General features: G+C 61.0%; 16 protein-coding genes and 1 pseudogene. 10 read left to right on the forward strand and 7 right to left on the reverse strand.

From position 1 onward, the window contains the following. Nucleotides 1–47: 47 nt before the first annotated feature. From JKL46_RS22920 to JKL46_RS22935, 4 genes are all read right to left on the reverse strand, one after another. Nucleotides 48–596 carry a sigma-70 family RNA polymerase sigma factor gene (locus tag JKL46_RS22920; RefSeq protein ID WP_201837725.1) on the reverse strand — a complete coding sequence of 183 codons (549 nt, stop codon included), beginning with the start codon at nucleotides 594–596 and terminating at the stop codon, nucleotides 48–50. Next, nucleotides 586–669 carry a NepR family anti-sigma factor gene (locus tag JKL46_RS36920; RefSeq protein ID WP_425493292.1) on the reverse strand — a complete coding sequence of 28 codons (84 nt, stop codon included), beginning with the start codon at nucleotides 667–669 and terminating at the stop codon, nucleotides 586–588. The genes JKL46_RS22920 and JKL46_RS36920 overlap by 11 nt, the downstream gene beginning before the upstream one ends. A 6-nt stretch (nucleotides 670–675) precedes the next feature. Continuing rightward, nucleotides 676–822: a hypothetical protein gene (locus tag JKL46_RS22930; RefSeq protein ID WP_201837727.1), complete on the reverse strand. Its 147-nt coding sequence runs from the start codon at nucleotides 820–822 to the stop codon at nucleotides 676–678. A 160-nt stretch (nucleotides 823–982) separates the two neighbouring features. Then, nucleotides 983–1,540 (reverse strand): ATP-dependent Clp protease proteolytic subunit, encoded by a 558-nt coding sequence (locus JKL46_RS22935; RefSeq protein ID WP_201837729.1) that lies wholly within the window; start codon nucleotides 1,538–1,540, stop codon nucleotides 983–985. Nucleotides 1,541–1,662: 122 nt separating this feature from the next. Between JKL46_RS22935 and JKL46_RS22940 the strand changes: the two genes are divergently transcribed. The 10 genes from JKL46_RS22940 (at nucleotide 1,663) to JKL46_RS36615 (ending at nucleotide 11,007) form a co-directional block, all read left to right on the forward strand. Beyond that, on the forward strand, nucleotides 1,663–1,917 hold the full coding sequence (locus JKL46_RS22940) for a hypothetical protein (RefSeq protein WP_201837731.1): 255 nt from the start codon (nucleotides 1,663–1,665) through the stop codon (nucleotides 1,915–1,917). A gap of 447 nt (nucleotides 1,918–2,364) precedes the next feature. After that, on the forward strand, nucleotides 2,365–4,170 hold the full coding sequence (locus tag JKL46_RS22945) for a PQQ-dependent dehydrogenase, methanol/ethanol family (RefSeq protein WP_201837733.1): 1,806 nt from the start codon (nucleotides 2,365–2,367) through the stop codon (nucleotides 4,168–4,170). Continuing rightward, on the forward strand, nucleotides 4,151–4,975 hold the full coding sequence (locus JKL46_RS22950; RefSeq protein ID WP_201837735.1) for a substrate-binding domain-containing protein: 825 nt from the start codon (nucleotides 4,151–4,153) through the stop codon (nucleotides 4,973–4,975). The genes JKL46_RS22945 and JKL46_RS22950 overlap by 20 nt, the downstream gene beginning before the upstream one ends. Further along, nucleotides 4,972–5,532, forward strand: coding sequence for a c-type cytochrome (locus JKL46_RS22955; RefSeq protein ID WP_201837737.1), 561 nt, complete (start codon nucleotides 4,972–4,974; stop codon nucleotides 5,530–5,532). The genes JKL46_RS22950 and JKL46_RS22955 overlap by 4 nt, the downstream gene beginning before the upstream one ends. A 7-nt stretch (nucleotides 5,533–5,539) precedes the next feature. Then, nucleotides 5,540–6,544, forward strand: coding sequence for a cytochrome c oxidase subunit II (coxB, locus tag JKL46_RS22960; protein ID WP_201837739.1), 1,005 nt, complete (start codon nucleotides 5,540–5,542; stop codon nucleotides 6,542–6,544). An 83-nt stretch (nucleotides 6,545–6,627) separates the two neighbouring features. Next, a complete protein-coding gene (gene ctaD, locus JKL46_RS22965) occupies nucleotides 6,628–8,553 on the forward strand; it encodes a cytochrome c oxidase subunit I (protein WP_425493293.1) in 1,926 nt (641 codons plus the stop codon). Further along, nucleotides 8,550–9,194, forward strand: a complete 645-nt coding sequence (locus tag JKL46_RS22970; RefSeq protein ID WP_201837741.1) for a cytochrome c oxidase subunit 3 — start codon at nucleotides 8,550–8,552, stop codon at nucleotides 9,192–9,194. The genes ctaD and JKL46_RS22970 overlap by 4 nt, the downstream gene beginning before the upstream one ends. Before the next feature lie 4 nt (nucleotides 9,195–9,198). Then, nucleotides 9,199–9,549 (forward strand): hypothetical protein, encoded by a 351-nt coding sequence (locus JKL46_RS22975; RefSeq protein WP_201837743.1) that lies wholly within the window; start codon nucleotides 9,199–9,201, stop codon nucleotides 9,547–9,549. Next, nucleotides 9,546–10,445: a cytochrome c oxidase assembly protein gene (locus JKL46_RS22980; protein ID WP_246529472.1), complete on the forward strand. Its 900-nt coding sequence runs from the start codon at nucleotides 9,546–9,548 to the stop codon at nucleotides 10,443–10,445. The genes JKL46_RS22975 and JKL46_RS22980 overlap by 4 nt, the downstream gene beginning before the upstream one ends. 19 nt (nucleotides 10,446–10,464) lie before the next feature. Continuing rightward, nucleotides 10,465–11,007, forward strand: a complete 543-nt coding sequence (locus JKL46_RS36615) for a c-type cytochrome (RefSeq protein WP_343074101.1) — start codon at nucleotides 10,465–10,467, stop codon at nucleotides 11,005–11,007. Between the two features lie 297 nt (nucleotides 11,008–11,304). Here JKL46_RS36615 and JKL46_RS22990 read toward each other — a convergent pair. From JKL46_RS22990 to JKL46_RS23000, 3 genes and pseudogenes are all read right to left on the reverse strand, one after another. Beyond that, a pseudogene (locus JKL46_RS22990) lies at nucleotides 11,305–11,799 on the reverse strand (YciE/YciF ferroxidase family protein). Between the two features lie 384 nt (nucleotides 11,800–12,183). Continuing rightward, the gene (locus JKL46_RS22995; protein ID WP_201837745.1) at nucleotides 12,184–13,107 is read right to left on the reverse strand and encodes a manganese catalase family protein; all 924 of its coding nucleotides are present in this window, start codon (nucleotides 13,105–13,107) and stop codon (nucleotides 12,184–12,186) included. Between the two features lie 310 nt (nucleotides 13,108–13,417). Continuing rightward, nucleotides 13,418–14,038, reverse strand: coding sequence for a cysteine hydrolase family protein (locus tag JKL46_RS23000; protein WP_201837747.1), 621 nt, complete (start codon nucleotides 14,036–14,038; stop codon nucleotides 13,418–13,420). Nucleotides 14,039–14,189 lie beyond the last annotated feature (151 nt).

Genomic DNA, 14,189 nt, shown 5'->3' on the forward strand with positions numbered 1-14,189 from the left:
GGCTGGGGAGGGCAGATCGTTGCGCCTGCCGTGCATTGGGAATGCGCTCAGGGCGACTGCAAGAACAGGGCAGCTTTGACCAGGCGATCGGGCCCTAGGTCTTCACCGCCGCCAACCTTCAGGAGTTCCGCCAGCCGGGTGCGGGCGCGGTTAACACGGCTCTTGATCGTGCCAACATTCGTGTCGCAGATCTGCGCTGCCTCCTCGTACGAGACACCTTCGGCAGCGACGAGCAGAAGCGCCTCGCGCTGCTCCAGGCTGATTTTCGCGAGAGCCGACTGCATATCCTTGAAGTCCAGGTGTGATCCCTGTTCCGGCATTACCGCCAATTTGCCGGCCATGACGCCGTCTGGATCTTCCACTTCACGTTTGCGCTTGCGGTACTGAGTGTGGAAGAGGTTGCGCAGGATCGTGAGTAGCCATGCCTGCATGTTCGAACCGGGGAGGAATTTGTCCAGGTTCTCCAACCCTCTCAGCAGAGCACCCTGGACGAGATCGTCCGCCTTCTCCACGCTGCCGCTCAGCGAGATGGCAAAAGCACGCAAGTGCGGGATAGTGACCAGCATTTCCTGACGAATGTCGTCCTCAGTCGCCATCGCCCTTATGACCCTCCCGATCCAACTGAGCAAGGAGCTGAACGAAACGGTCGGGGACCGGCTCGCTCATCAGTTGCGCTTAGAAGGTTTGGAGCTTCTCGCCGAGAAAGGTTGCGACATGTAGCGGAAGAGCCGGCTCTGGCCCAGGGTCACCCTGGAGGTCGAGGATCTCTTCAAGCGCCCCTTTCTCGTCCGAGGCGATACTGTCCTTGTGGATGTCGACCACGCTCTCGTCTCCTGGCATAGGTAGGTACGCTCCTGAGGCTCATGTGCCGGGAGGATAGACAGCCTTATGTCATCGGGAAGGTCTCGCCATTAACCTATGATACGCGTGACCCAGATACACGTTGTCTCCCAAGGAGGCATCGGTCGTCGGCTGTTGTTGACTAGACAAGTCCGGCGACCAGCTTTCGTCTTAGTGCCTCCTCGGCGGTCAGATACCAGTTCGTCTCGGCGCAACGCCGGATTTCCTCTTCGCTCACGTCGCTACCGGCAATGAGCTCGGCAAAGCCAGCCCGTTCCAATTCGATTCCCTTCTCCAACTCAGCGATCTTGGCCTTGGTCATTTGAAGGACGGCTGTTAACGGACCGCCTTGAGACTCTTCCTTTTCAATGCGGCGGCCATGGATCAGAAGCGCGGTATCGTGCGCGAGATAGCGGTGGGTGTTAGGAAATGCCGCCATCACAACCACCCCGGCTGAGTAGACGGTCGTTGTGCCGAAGAAGATCATCTCGCGTTTCAGATGCTCGCGACTCAGGCGGATCTGGAGCGCCATGCGCCGTCCGATATCAGCTTCGCCGCCCTGTGTAGTCAATTCCAGCACAATCGGACCATCGCGTTCGAGCGCCTTGGCCAGTTGATCGAAGAACCTGCCCAACATCTCCTCGTCGACCGTGCCGAACAGACGAATATGAGGGTTAAGAAGCAGGGCAATGCGCTCCAATGGCATTCCTCGCAGACACACTTAAGGAACGTGGCCGTGAAGCCTCGCTCCCGCTTTCTCCGTCTGACCCACTCGCCTCGAAAGGTGGGACAATAGGCGCCTTACTTCTGACGCTGATTTTCTTGACGTTGATTCTGCTGTTTACCGCGTTGTTCTTCCTGCCGTTGTTCTTCCTGGCGCTGGTCGGCTTGGCGCATGCCTTGCCCGCCGCGCTGCTCGTTCTGGCGTTGCTTCCCCGGGTTCTGATCGTCTTGCCGTTGATGGCCCATGGGTTCCTCCTTGGGCTGGATGTGCCGCAATCGAAGTCCGGCACTGATGGCGAAATGAGATCGCTCTCACGGTCGGATGTGCCTTGTCCCATGGTCGGCTCGCCATGACATTCAACTATGTGAAACTCGGCTGTCTGCTAGTGCTCGGACCTTACCCCCTGGTTCCGGAATAGCTATGTCAGTCGTCGGGCTGAGGGGAGGGAACCGGCTCAACTACGACACCGTTGCTCTCGCGGCGAGCACTCGGCCGAGAGTGGGGCGATCAAAATGCCGAAGAGCAGATCCTTAAGGAAGGACTTTCGCATTTTCAGCGATTCCGGCTTTCTGATTGCGCTGCTCATCATAGGATTTTTGTGCGCTCTAAGTGCCTATATCCTCATTGAAGCGAACAATCGATATGGCATTTCCATTCGTCCCTATTGGGTGCGATTTGGGTTCTAGCTCGGCTGCAATTTAATTTCGGTTACGAACACATTTTCGGAACATAGCCAAAGCTGAACAGTTAGAGTGGAGCATTGCTGAAGTTCCTTCTCTTCGCGTTCCGGAGAACACGTCGTGGGATATCTCCGCGTCACGATTCTTCTGGCTGTTCCCCTGCTATTGCAGCTCTCTGTCCCGAGCCGTGCTCAGACCGGTCCTCAGCCCTCGCCTCCCCCCTTCGCTACCACGCCTGAGGACGGGCAATGGACGATTCCGCAGAAGAATTTCGCGAGTACGCGCTACAGCGATCTGTCTGAGATCAGCGCGGAGAACGTAAAGAATCTCCAGGTCGCCTTCACTTTCTCGACCGGCGTGAACAAGGGGCAGGAGTCCGCGCCGCTCGTCGTCGGCTCGACGATGTACGTGCTCTCCCCCTATCCCAATATTCTCTATGCCCTCGACCTGACGCAGCCGGGCGCCCCAATGAAATGGCAGTACAACCCGAAGCCTGCGGCCGCGGCGCAGGGCGTTGCCTGCTGCGACGTGGTCAATCGCGGTCCCACCTTCTCCAACGGCAAGGTCTTCTTTACGACGCTCGATGCCCATGTGGTGGCAGTCAATGCCGAAACGGGCGAGGAAGTCTGGAAGACCAAGCTCGGCTATATCAACCGGGGCGAGACCATGACGATGGCTCCGCTGGTGGTGAAGGACAAAGTGATCGTCGGCATCTCCGGCGGGGAATACGGCGTACGAGGGTGGATCCAGGCCCTCGACGCCAATTCGGGGCAAAGCCTCTGGAAGGCCTACAGCACGGGGCCGGACCAGGACGTCAAGATCGGTCCGGACTTCAAGCCCTTCTACGATAGCGACAAGGGAAAAGACCTCGGCGTCACAACTTGGCCGGCGGATGCCTGGCAGCAGGGAGGTGGCTCCGTCTGGGGCTGGATCTCCTACGATCCGGACCTCAACCTGATCTATTATGGCACCGGCAACCCTGGTCCTTGGAATGCTAGCCAGCGCCCCGGTGACAACAAGTGGACGGCGGGCATCTTCGCCCGCGATGCCGATTCCGGCGAGGCCCGCTGGTTCTACCAGACGGCGCCACACGACCTGCACGACTGGGACGGCATCAACGAGATGATTCTGCTCGACATGGAGTGGGAGGGAAAGCCGCGCAAGGTGCTCGTTCATCCCGGCCGTACCGGCTTCGTCTATGTCGTCGATCGGACGACAGGCGAGGTGCTCTCCGCCAAGCCATTCGCCGCGCTGACGGCGGTCACTGGCGTCGATCTGAAGACGGGCCGGCTTCAATACAATGCCGACAAGGCACCGGTGATTAACCGTGTCGTCCGCGACATCTGCCCCACTGCGTCCGGCTCGAAGGATTGGAACCCGAGCGCCTTCTCGCACAAGACCGGCATTCTCTACATCCCTCACGAGAACCTGTGCATGGACTGGGAGAGCGTGGAGGCGAACTACATCGCCGGAACACCTTATGTCGGGGCCGAAGTCCGCGTGCATCCTGGCCCCGGCGGACATATGGGCGAGTTCTCGGCTTGGGATGTAAGGGAGGGCAAAGAGCTCTGGACCATCAATGAGCGCTTCCCGCTCTGGAGCGGCGCGCTCGCGACGGCGGGCGACGTGGTTTTCTACGGGAACATGGAAGGCTGGTTCAAGGCCGTTCATGCCCGCACGGGCGAGGTGTTGTGGCAGTTCAAGACGGCATCCGGGATCATCGGGCAACCGACTACCTATCGCGGACCTGACGGCAAGCAATATGTGGCGATCCTGTCCGGCGTCGGCGGATGGGCTGGCGCGATCGTGTCCGGCGATCTCGACCCTCGGGACGGAACGGCCGCTACAGGTTTCGTCAACGCCATGCGGGACCTGAAGAACGTCACCACCACGGGAGGGACGCTCTATGTGTTCAAGCTCCCATAAAATTTGTGCAGTTGCGGCCCTTCTCATCTTGTCGGGCGGCGTACAGGCACGAGAGCTTCGTGTCTGTGCCGATCCCAACAACTTGCCGATGTCCAATAAGGCCGGGGAGGGGTTCGAGAACAAGATCGTCGATCTGATCGCCCGGGAACTGAAAGTCGAGGTCAGCTATATCTGGTGGGCCCAGCGTCGCGGCTTCCTCCGCAATACCCTCAAGGCCGGGATCTGCGATCTCGTTCCGGGCCTGCCTGCCAATCTCGAAGGCGTCCGCACGACCGCCCCCTATTACCGGACATCCTACGTTTTCGTGACGCGCTCCAGCGGGCCCGAGATTTCCTCATTCGACGATCCGGTTCTTCGCCAAGTGAAGGTGGGCGTGCACCTGATCGGTGACGATGGCGCCAATACGCCGCCTGCTCATGCCCTGGCTCGCCGCGGAATCACCGACAACGTGCGCGGATACATGATCTATGGCGATTACAATGAGCCGAATCCTCCGGCGCGCATTCTGGATGCGCTTGCCGACGGCTCGATCGATGTCGCGATCGTCTGGGGGGCGTTGGGGGGCTACTTCGCCCAGCATGAAAAGGTCCCGCTGAAAGTCACGCCCGTGCGGCCGGCCTTCGACGGGCCGCAGTTGCCCATGGTCTTCGACATCTCCATGGCCGTGCGCAAGGAGGACGAGGCCCTGCGTCAGGAAATCGATACGGTTCTCGCCCGACGCCGTGTGGATATCGAAGCCATTCTGGCCGGATATGGCGTTCCGCGTCTCGATGGCGGCCTGCGACAGGAGGAGCGGGCACCATGAAGGTGTATCTGGTCCTCCCGCTCGTCGCTTTCGCGCTCGCCGCCTGCGAACGCGAGGACCGCGAGTACAGGGCGAACCCTATGACGGCCGAGTCGCAGGAGAAGATCGCACTCGTGCCACTGTCGGCAGGTCCGAGCGGTCCGACGGAATACCGATCCGGTCTCGGCAAGGAATATGAGGAGAACGCCTTTCACATCTCGCAGGGTCAGCGCTTTTATACGTGGTTCAACTGCAACGGCTGCCATGCCAACGGTGGCGGCGGGTCCGGCCCGGCTCTGATGGACGATCGCTGGATCTATGGTGGGCAGATCGAGAACATCGTGCAGACCATCCGCGAGGGCAGGCCGAATGGCATGCCGTCGTTTCGCCGGAAGATACCGGATGACCAGATCTGGGAGATCGCGGCCTATGTTCGCTCCATGGGCCGCAATGTACCGAAGGCAGCCGCGCCCGGCCGCAAGGACGACATGAGCCCGGGCCCGGCCGAGCAGCGCCGCCCGCCCGGACAGGTGATCGACGGCGGTCAGGTTCCACCCTCTGCACAGATGCCGCAATGAGGCGGTCATGAAACGGCTCGTGCCCCTTCTTCTCATCGTGACCCTGGCTCTCGCAGGGTGCCAGGGTTGGCAATCGGCTCTCGATGCGCACGGACCGGCGGCACACACGCTCGCCAACATGTTCTGGATCTTCGTCGCCGTGCTAGGAACGGTCTGGTTCCTGACCATGGCAGCGCTCCTCCTGGCGCTGCGCCGGCGACGCCCGGTCGATGCGGACCCGCTCGTGACGGATCCCGGGACCGAGAAGCGTATGACGATGACGATCTCCGTCGCCATCGGCCTGACGCTTGTCACCGTCATTACCTTCACGGGCCTGAGCTACGCGGCCCAGAAGGTGCTGTATTCCCACAAGGACGGTGCGCTGACCCTGCTGGTCACCGGGCAGCAATGGTGGTGGGAAGTCACCTATGAGGACGAGCAGCCGAGCCGTGTCTTCACCACCGCGAACGAGATCCACATCCCCGTCGGCGAGCCCGTGCTGATCAAGCTCGAAGCCTCCGACGTGATCCACTCCTTCTGGATCCCCAACCTGACGGGAAAGATGGACGCCATTCCCGGCCGTCAGAACCAGATCCAGATCCAGGCGGACCGGCCCGGCCTCTATCGTGGGCAATGCGCCGAATTCTGCGGCCTCCAGCATGCTCATATGGGCATTGTCGTCATCGCCGACACAAGGGAGGATTTCGAGCGCTGGCGCGACCATCAGGTTTCGTCGGCCATCGCGCCCAACGATCCCGAGCGGCAGCGCGGCATGGAAATCTTTCTCTCGAGGCCCTGCATCATGTGCCATCAGGTCCGCGGCACGGATGCGGGCGGCAAGGTCGCGCCGGATTTGACCCATGTCGGAAGCCGTCGCACCATCGGTGCCGGGACCCTGACGACGACGCGGGGCAACATTGCCGCCTGGATCGTCGATCCACACGGCGTCAAGCCGGGCGTGAACATGCCGACGATCCAGCTCGAGCCCGACGAGGTGCAGCCCCTCGCGAGCTATCTGGAGGGGCTGAAGTGACACAGGCGATCACCGCTCATGAGCGCGACGCGGTCCCCGAAGTCACGCGCCTGGCCACGGGTGAGCGCGGCGGCGCCCCTGGCATAACGAGCGAGGCGGATCGCCCACCGGACCCGCAGGAGTTGCGTGACGACCAGGTGGACGGACCTGAGCTTACGGCGCGGCTCGCCAAGACATGGGGCACGGAAAAAGGCTTGATCGGCGCGCTGTCCACCGTCGATCACAAGGTCATCGGACGCCGCTTCATTGTCACTGCCATCATCTTCCTGTTCCTTGGAGGCCTGTCCGCTGTCGTCATGCGCCTGCAGCTGGCACAGCCGGAGAACAATCTCGTCGGGCCGGATCTCTACAACCAGCTCTTCACCATGCACGGTGTGACGATGATGTTCCTCTTCGGCGTCCCTATCGGTGAGGCTTTCGCAGTCTATCTGGTGCCGCTCATGGTCGGCACACGCAACATCGGCTTCCCAAGATTGAACGCCTTCTCCTATTATGTCTATCTGTTCGGCGGCCTCATGATCTGGGTCGCCTTCATGCGGAATATCGGACCGGATGTCGGCTGGTTCGCCTATGTGCCTCTCTCGGGGCCGGAATTCTCGCCCGGGAAGCGAGCGGATGTCTGGGCGCAGATGATCACCTTCACGGAGGTGTCTGGCATCGCGATAGCGATCTCAACTGTCGTGACCGCGTTCAAGCTACGGGCACCCGGCATGACCTTGGATAGGATCCCGCTTTTCGTGTGGGCCGAACTGGTCAATTCCTTCGTGATCATCTTTGCTCTACCGGCTGTGGTCACGGCATCCGCTTTCCTGCTTATGGATCGGCTCATCGGCACCCACATCTTTAATCCGGCGGAGGGTGGGGATGCGCTTCTTTATCAGCACCTGTTCTGGTTCTTCGGTCATCCAGAGGTCTACATCATCTTTCTTCCGGCAACAGGCTGGGTATCGGCTATCGTCGTCACCTTCGCGCGCCGCCAAGTCTTCGGCTACATCCCGCTCGTTCTGTCCCTCATCGCGACAGGATTTCTTTCATTCGGCCTCTGGGTGCACCACATGTTCACCACGGGCCTGCCGCAGCTCGGCGCGAGCTTCTTTACCGCATCGAGCATGCTTATCGCCATCCCGAACGGCATTCAGATCTTCTGCTGGATTGCGACGCTTTGGGACGGGCGGCCCGTTTTCCGCGCGCCGCTTCTGTTCGTCATCGGCTTCTTCTTCATCTTCGTGGCCGGTGGGCTGTCCGGCATCATGCTGGCATCCGTGCCGCTCGATACCCAGGTGCACGACACCTTCTTCGTGGTCGCCCACTTTCACTATGTGCTTATCGGCGGCAACGTCTTTCCGTTGATCGGCGCGATCTATTACTGGTTCCCGAAATTCACCGGGCGGATGATGAGCGAGCGCCTCGGCAAATGGCATTTCGGGCTCGCCTTCATCGGCTTCAACGTGGCCTTCTTTCCCATGCATATCACCGGGCTCATGGGCATGCCGCGACGAGTCTACACCTATATGCCGGAAATGGGTTGGGCCAATCTCAACATGATTTCGACAATTGGCGCGGTTCTGTTTTTCGGAAGTTTCCTCCTCTTCCTCCACAACATCGTCGCGAGCGCGCGCCGGGGAGCCCTGGCCGGCCCCAATCCCTGGAATGCCGGCACGCTGGAATGGGCTGCCGCCTCGCCGCCGATGCCGCAGAATTTCGACCGCATTCCCGTGGTCACGAACCGCGAGCCGCTCTGGGCCCATCGTGACACACTTCCGGTTGTCGCCGGGCTGAGCGTGGAGAACCGGGAGCAGATCGTCTCCACCGTCACGGCCGGCCGCGCGGATCTGCGGGAGACCACGCCTGAACCTTCGATCTGGCCGTTCCTGACAGCCATCGCCACTACGATCCTCTTCATCGGTTCGATGTTCACGCCGTGGGCGTTCGTATGGGGCACCCCGCCGCTGGCCCTCGCGCTGATTGGCTGGTTCTGGCCGAAGCCCAGCACGGAGGACGAGAAATGACGATCGACTCCGTCCAGCCTCGAAGGGAAGGGGCGTTGCCGCCCCACCGTGTCGTTCTCAACGCCAGGTCGATGCCTGCTTACGCCTATGGTCATCGCAGCCCGATCTGGTGGGGAACGGTCGGCTTCGCTGCAGCCGAAGGCATGGGTTTCGCCCTCGCCATCGGCGCCTATTTCTACCTCGTCTTCATCAATGGAAACTGGCCGCTCAGCGCTCCACCGCCGGATCTCTTTTGGTCAGGCCTCTTTACGATCGTCATGCTTGCCAGTGCCTGGCCGAACTCCCTGGCCAAGAGAAATGGCGAACGCGAGGATCTCGTCCGGTCCCGCCGTGACCTGGTCATCATGAGCCTCGTCGGTCTCGTGCTTCTCGGAATTCGTGTTATGGAGTTCACTGGTCTCCACGTGCGCTGGGATCAGAATGCCTACGGATCGATCCTGTGGGTCCTGCTCGGCCTGCATACCCTGCACCTCGTGACGGATCTGGGCGACACGATCGTGCTCACGGTGCTGATGTTTACGCGCCACGGACACGGCAAGCGCTTTTCAGACGTCGGGGACAACGCCTTCTACTGGTACTTCGTCATCGCCTCGTGGGTGCCGATCTACCTGATCATCTATTGGTTCCCGAGATGGTGGTGAGCCTATGACCGGATGGCTTTCACGCGGTCTTCCATCAGCCGGCATCTACGTCGGCCCCGGGGCGTGGATCCTCAGCACGCAGTTCAACTACGCCGCCGTTCCATGGGTATGTGCCCATCAGGTCCCGCTCATTCCTGTCTTTGCGCTGGTCATGGCGCTGATCAGCCTCTTTGGAGGCTTCCTCTCCTGGCGGGGCTACGTGACCGCCGCACCCACTCCGCTGCCCGATTCGACGGGAGCGGGGAGGCCGCATCGATTCCTCGCCCTGATGGGCATGGCAATCGCGGCCCTCTTTACCGTCGTCATCCTGATCCACAGCGCCGCCGGCCTCGTCTTCCACGGGTGCGAACGATGAGAACTGGCATTTTCCTCTTCATGCTCCTCGTCGCCAACAAGGCACAGGCCCATTCAGGCCACGTGCACTGGCTTGCAGGAGGCACGACTTGGACATGGGATCCGCAGGTCACTCTTCCGCTTGCATTGTCCGGTGGGCTTTACCTCGTCGGGACTGGGCGCCTGTGGCATCGGGCCGGGATCGGGCGGGGCGTACGTGTCTGGCAGGCGGCATGCTTTGCTCTTGGTTGGCTGCTGCTCGTCTTCGCCCTGGTTGCCCCGCTTCACTGGCTCGGCGAGCGCCTGTTCTTCGCGCATATGATCGAGCATGAGATTCTCATGGCCGTCGCCGCGCCGCTCCTCGTCATCGGCAGTCCCGTGGCGATGCTTTGGGCCTTGCCGGCAGGGTGGCGCCGTAGCATCGGCGGGGTCGGGCAGACGAAGGTCGTCACGTGTGCATGGCCATGGCTCACCAACCCGCTCGTTGCCACCTTGCTCCATGGAGCGGCCGTTTGGCTGTGGCATGCCCCGGCCCTCTACGAAGCGGCCTTAGCCAATTTCTGGATCCATTGGGTGCAGCATCTCAGTTTCTTCGTCACGGCACTGCTCTTCTGGCGCGCCCTTCTGCAAGGGCCTGAAGGAGAGCGCGGCTACGGCGTGGCCGTGTTCTATCTCTTCATCACATCCCTCCATACCGGCTTTTTGGGCATCCTGCTTTCGCTCATTCGCAACACCGTTTATCCGGTCCAGACTTCGAGGGCGGCGGAATGGGGGCTCACCCCTCTCGAGGACCAGCAGCTCGCCGGCCTGTTCATGTGGATCCCGGCCGGCCTCGTCTATGCAGTGGCCGCCCTGATCCTGGCCGGGTTGTGGATCGCCCGTTCCGGAGGAAGGCGCCATGCCTATGCCCCGCGCTAGGGAGTGGTCTCCCCTTGCCGTGATCGTGTTCACCGGAGTGATCGGCGCATTACTTGGCTTCGGCAAGGCTCCACGTTCGAGCCGAACCAGGACGAGATCACACCCAGATTTTAATGCGGACACCCATCTTGCCGGCATGCAACTACCGGCACCGTTGCGGCTACGGCAGCGCGCTGTTCAAATCGGCCTTGTTATGGTGCTTCTAATGGGAACTGGTGTCTACGCAGGATACCAGATCAAGATCACGCGGGACGCTCGCTTCCGCGCCATCGCGCTGACGGGAGGCGACCCAGACCTCGGACGTCGTCTGATCCGGCAATATGGCTGTGCTGGGTGCCATACCATTCCAGGCGCTTCAGGCGCCCAGGGGAAGGTGGGGCCAACCCTCGATGGCTTCGCTGCCCGCCTTTACATCGGCGGGGTGGCTGCCAACTCGCCGGACATCCTTGTCCGATGGATCGAGGACCCCCGATCCATCGACCCCAAGACCGCAATGCCCGCGACCGGAATCTCGCATGCCGAGGCTCGGCATGTGGCAGCTTACCTTTATTCATTGCGTTAGTTGCGTTGCGCGCTGCATAGAACCTAAGGCGGCTATGAGGCCCTGCTGAGCAGCGGGAATGGAATGCAGGGGGATACGGCCAATTCAAAACGTTTAGGAGTTTGCGCGTCTCAAACTGGGTCCAGTGCGAGTGAGAACCACCTCGTCTTTTCGTGGCGCTCAAACCCCATTGAGATGGGTTTAGCGGGCTCACCGCCGGTGGTCGGGCATAATAGTTCCCATCTGTTCGGTGATTTGGAACGCCTCTGTCTTGTGTTTTGTAGATCTTTCTTGAGGATTTAGAGGACAAGCTGCCGTCTACGCCGCCTGCCTGTTCACCCTGGCCTTGGCGAGCCGGGTCAGGAGTTCATCCGTTTCCTTCTCCTCTTGAAGGTTTTGATCAAGCAGGGTCACTGCGTCCGGCAGTCCGAGTTCCTCGGCCCAAGTCTTGAGCGTGTCGTAGCGAGTGATCTCATAATGCTCGACCGCTTGCGCCGCGGACAGGATTCCGGCATCGAGCGCGGGACTGTCGGCGAAATCCTCCATGATCTCAGTACCCTCGTCGATGATCCCCTTGATCGCCTCGCGGGTCACGCCGCGCGCCGGTTTGCCGAGAAGCTCGAAGATCTACTCAAGGCGTTCGATCTGCCCCTGCGTCTGCTCGCGGTGGGTCTCGAAGGCGGCCTTGAGTTCGTCCGATTCCGCGCCCCGGGCCATCTTCGGCAGGGCCTTCAGGATCTGCTTCTCGGCGTAGTAGATATCCTTCAGCGTGTGAAGGAAGAGATCGTCGAGTGTCTTGGGTTTCGCGGCCATTAAGGATTCTCCCAAGTTCGGCTGGAAAGTGGATAAAGCGTGCGGTGCTGCGTCAAACGACATCGCCCGCGCCTAGGTTCCCATGCTCAAGGTGGACAAGTGCGAGGCAGCATCGGGATACACTTAGGTTCGGGGCCGTAACCTCATCAATCGCGCTCCATGCACGCGGTTCGACTCGGTAATTCTGAGCTGCAACGTCCAGAGGCTCTCATTCAAGTTGAGCGCCGATTGTGCCGTTGCAGCGCGACATGATGGAGTGAGCCAAGCTCTCGCCAGTAGACGGCTGAATGATAATGGACGGCGACCGGAAGGCTGGTACGTACTCGTCACCAGCCTTCGCGCCGGGCCTCAGTAGACTTGTCAAAACGCCGAACTATGATTGGCCTATCGCGAGGCTTTGTAGAGCTTGGTGGCGATCTCGAACATTTCCTCCGGGGCATAATCCGGGGTGAAGGCCGAGGGAACGCCCGTGAGCTGGTGGATCTTGCCGCCTTCCGGCATCCCATCGACCACCGTCAGCTCGCCCGGAGGATCGTCGGGCAGGGCCACCTCGCCGTTGCCCCAGATGCCTGCCATCTCATTGTAATCGTCGGGGCTGAACGTATAGAGGCGCCGGTGGGAGCCTTCATCGAGGTATTTCTGGCATTCGGGGATGTTGCCCAACGGGATATTCGGCGTCGGCAGCATCTTCTCGATCTCGACGCCCGTGATCTTCTTCAGCGCTAGAGCATAGGCATGGGCGTGCACCGAGCCGCGCACCAGCAGGTAGCCGCAGACCTCACGCCCGGTCGGATCGGTCAGAGTCTCGTAGACCCGCAGCTTGTGCAGCCTGGCGCCGCATTCGAGATGGAAGTTGTGCAGGAGATCGAGCACGACGTTGCCGGTTGTGGTGATGAAGTCGTTGTTCCACGACTGGCCGTTGCTGTTCACGGGCATTGCGCCTCCGCCGCCCGACAGAAAGGCTGCCGCCAGCCGGATGTCCTTCATGTCCTCGAACGGCGCGCCAGAGATGTCGCCGCCGTCCTGTTCATCGCCGTCATTGTCCGGCCCGTTGTTCAGCATGGCGACGCCGTTGCTAACCAATTCCACATGGCCAAGCTCCTCGGCGGTGATGGCGGCGACGAGGCTGTAGAAGGGCCGCAGCTTGCTCTTGCTGCGGAAATTGAAGCTCTGGAACATGTAGTTCCCAAGAGTCGACATCTCACCGTACTTGCCGCCCAGGAGTTCCTGTAGGGCAGCGGCAGCGTTCGGATCCTGGCGCTTCGGCGCCGGCAGTTCGATCTGCAACTTGTCGACACGCAAGAACATCGGGAATCTCCGTTGATTGAGGCAACTGTCCCCAACGGGGAAGAGCGGAGCATGTTCCAGGCTGCGCAGTGACTTCGTGTCCAATTGTCGGGCCGGCACGATGAGGATTGAGGACAGCCTTGAGAGGCATCCGTCCTCAGCCTTAGAACCCGTCGCCGGACGACCGCCACGGCGGACCAGTGCGACCCGTTGCCTTGTGGCCCAGGGTGCTGCTGGTAGAGCGGCTGATCACGGCGTTCACCATCGCCTCGACATCAAACCGGGGAGATCCGCTCAGCAGTGCGGTAGCGATCGCCATAGCTGATCAGGATCACATCATTACTGGCGATGTTGCAAGTTCTCGCGGCATCCATTGCTCAAGCACGCTGTCACTCTCGACTGTCTCGATCTGGTGGCGGAAGCGCTTCGAGTAAAGCGTCAGAAGGGAATCGTGGCCCTCGTCCGAGGAGCTGCAGACACCGTCCGTGACGATCATGACGCGCAGCCCCAGATCGACGGCGCCGAGCACCGTGGCGAGCACGCACATATCCGTCTCCGAACCGGTGATCAGCAGCGTATCGACGCCGCGCTCGCTGACGAGATCGCGCAGCTTGTGGCCCGCGAAGGCCGAATACACCGGCTTGTCCAGAATGACGGCAGGCGGCACGAAAGGCTGCAACGGCGGCATCAGTTCCAGAAGACCGGGATCGAGATGCTCGCGGGTCGCCTGACGCCAGCGCTCGTAATAGCCGCGCCACGTGCCCGGCATGTCCTCTGGCCTGTAGGGCGGGATGAAGCGCGTGAAAACGGTACGCTCCGGCGCCCGCTCCGCGATCTCGGCCACGACCGGCAGAACACGCTCCATCCACGGAGTCGGCCAAGGGCCCTCGGACGAGAAGAGGCGTTGCATGTCGATGCACAGGTGAAGCGTGGCGGGGCTCAGGGGCGTCATGGCTCACACAAACGACATGCGTGTGAGCCAAGTTCCACCTCTTGTGAAGGTCCAATAGCGAGATAGTCATTTTCGATATGGATTGGCGGGTAGCCAATATTCCGAATTGTGCAGAAGCCACCGGAGTCCGGTCGCAAAAGGGCAGCAACGA

Source organism: Microvirga zambiensis WSM3693 (genome assembly GCF_016735695.1).
Classification (GTDB): Bacteria; Pseudomonadota; Alphaproteobacteria; order Rhizobiales; family Beijerinckiaceae; genus Microvirga; species Microvirga zambiensis.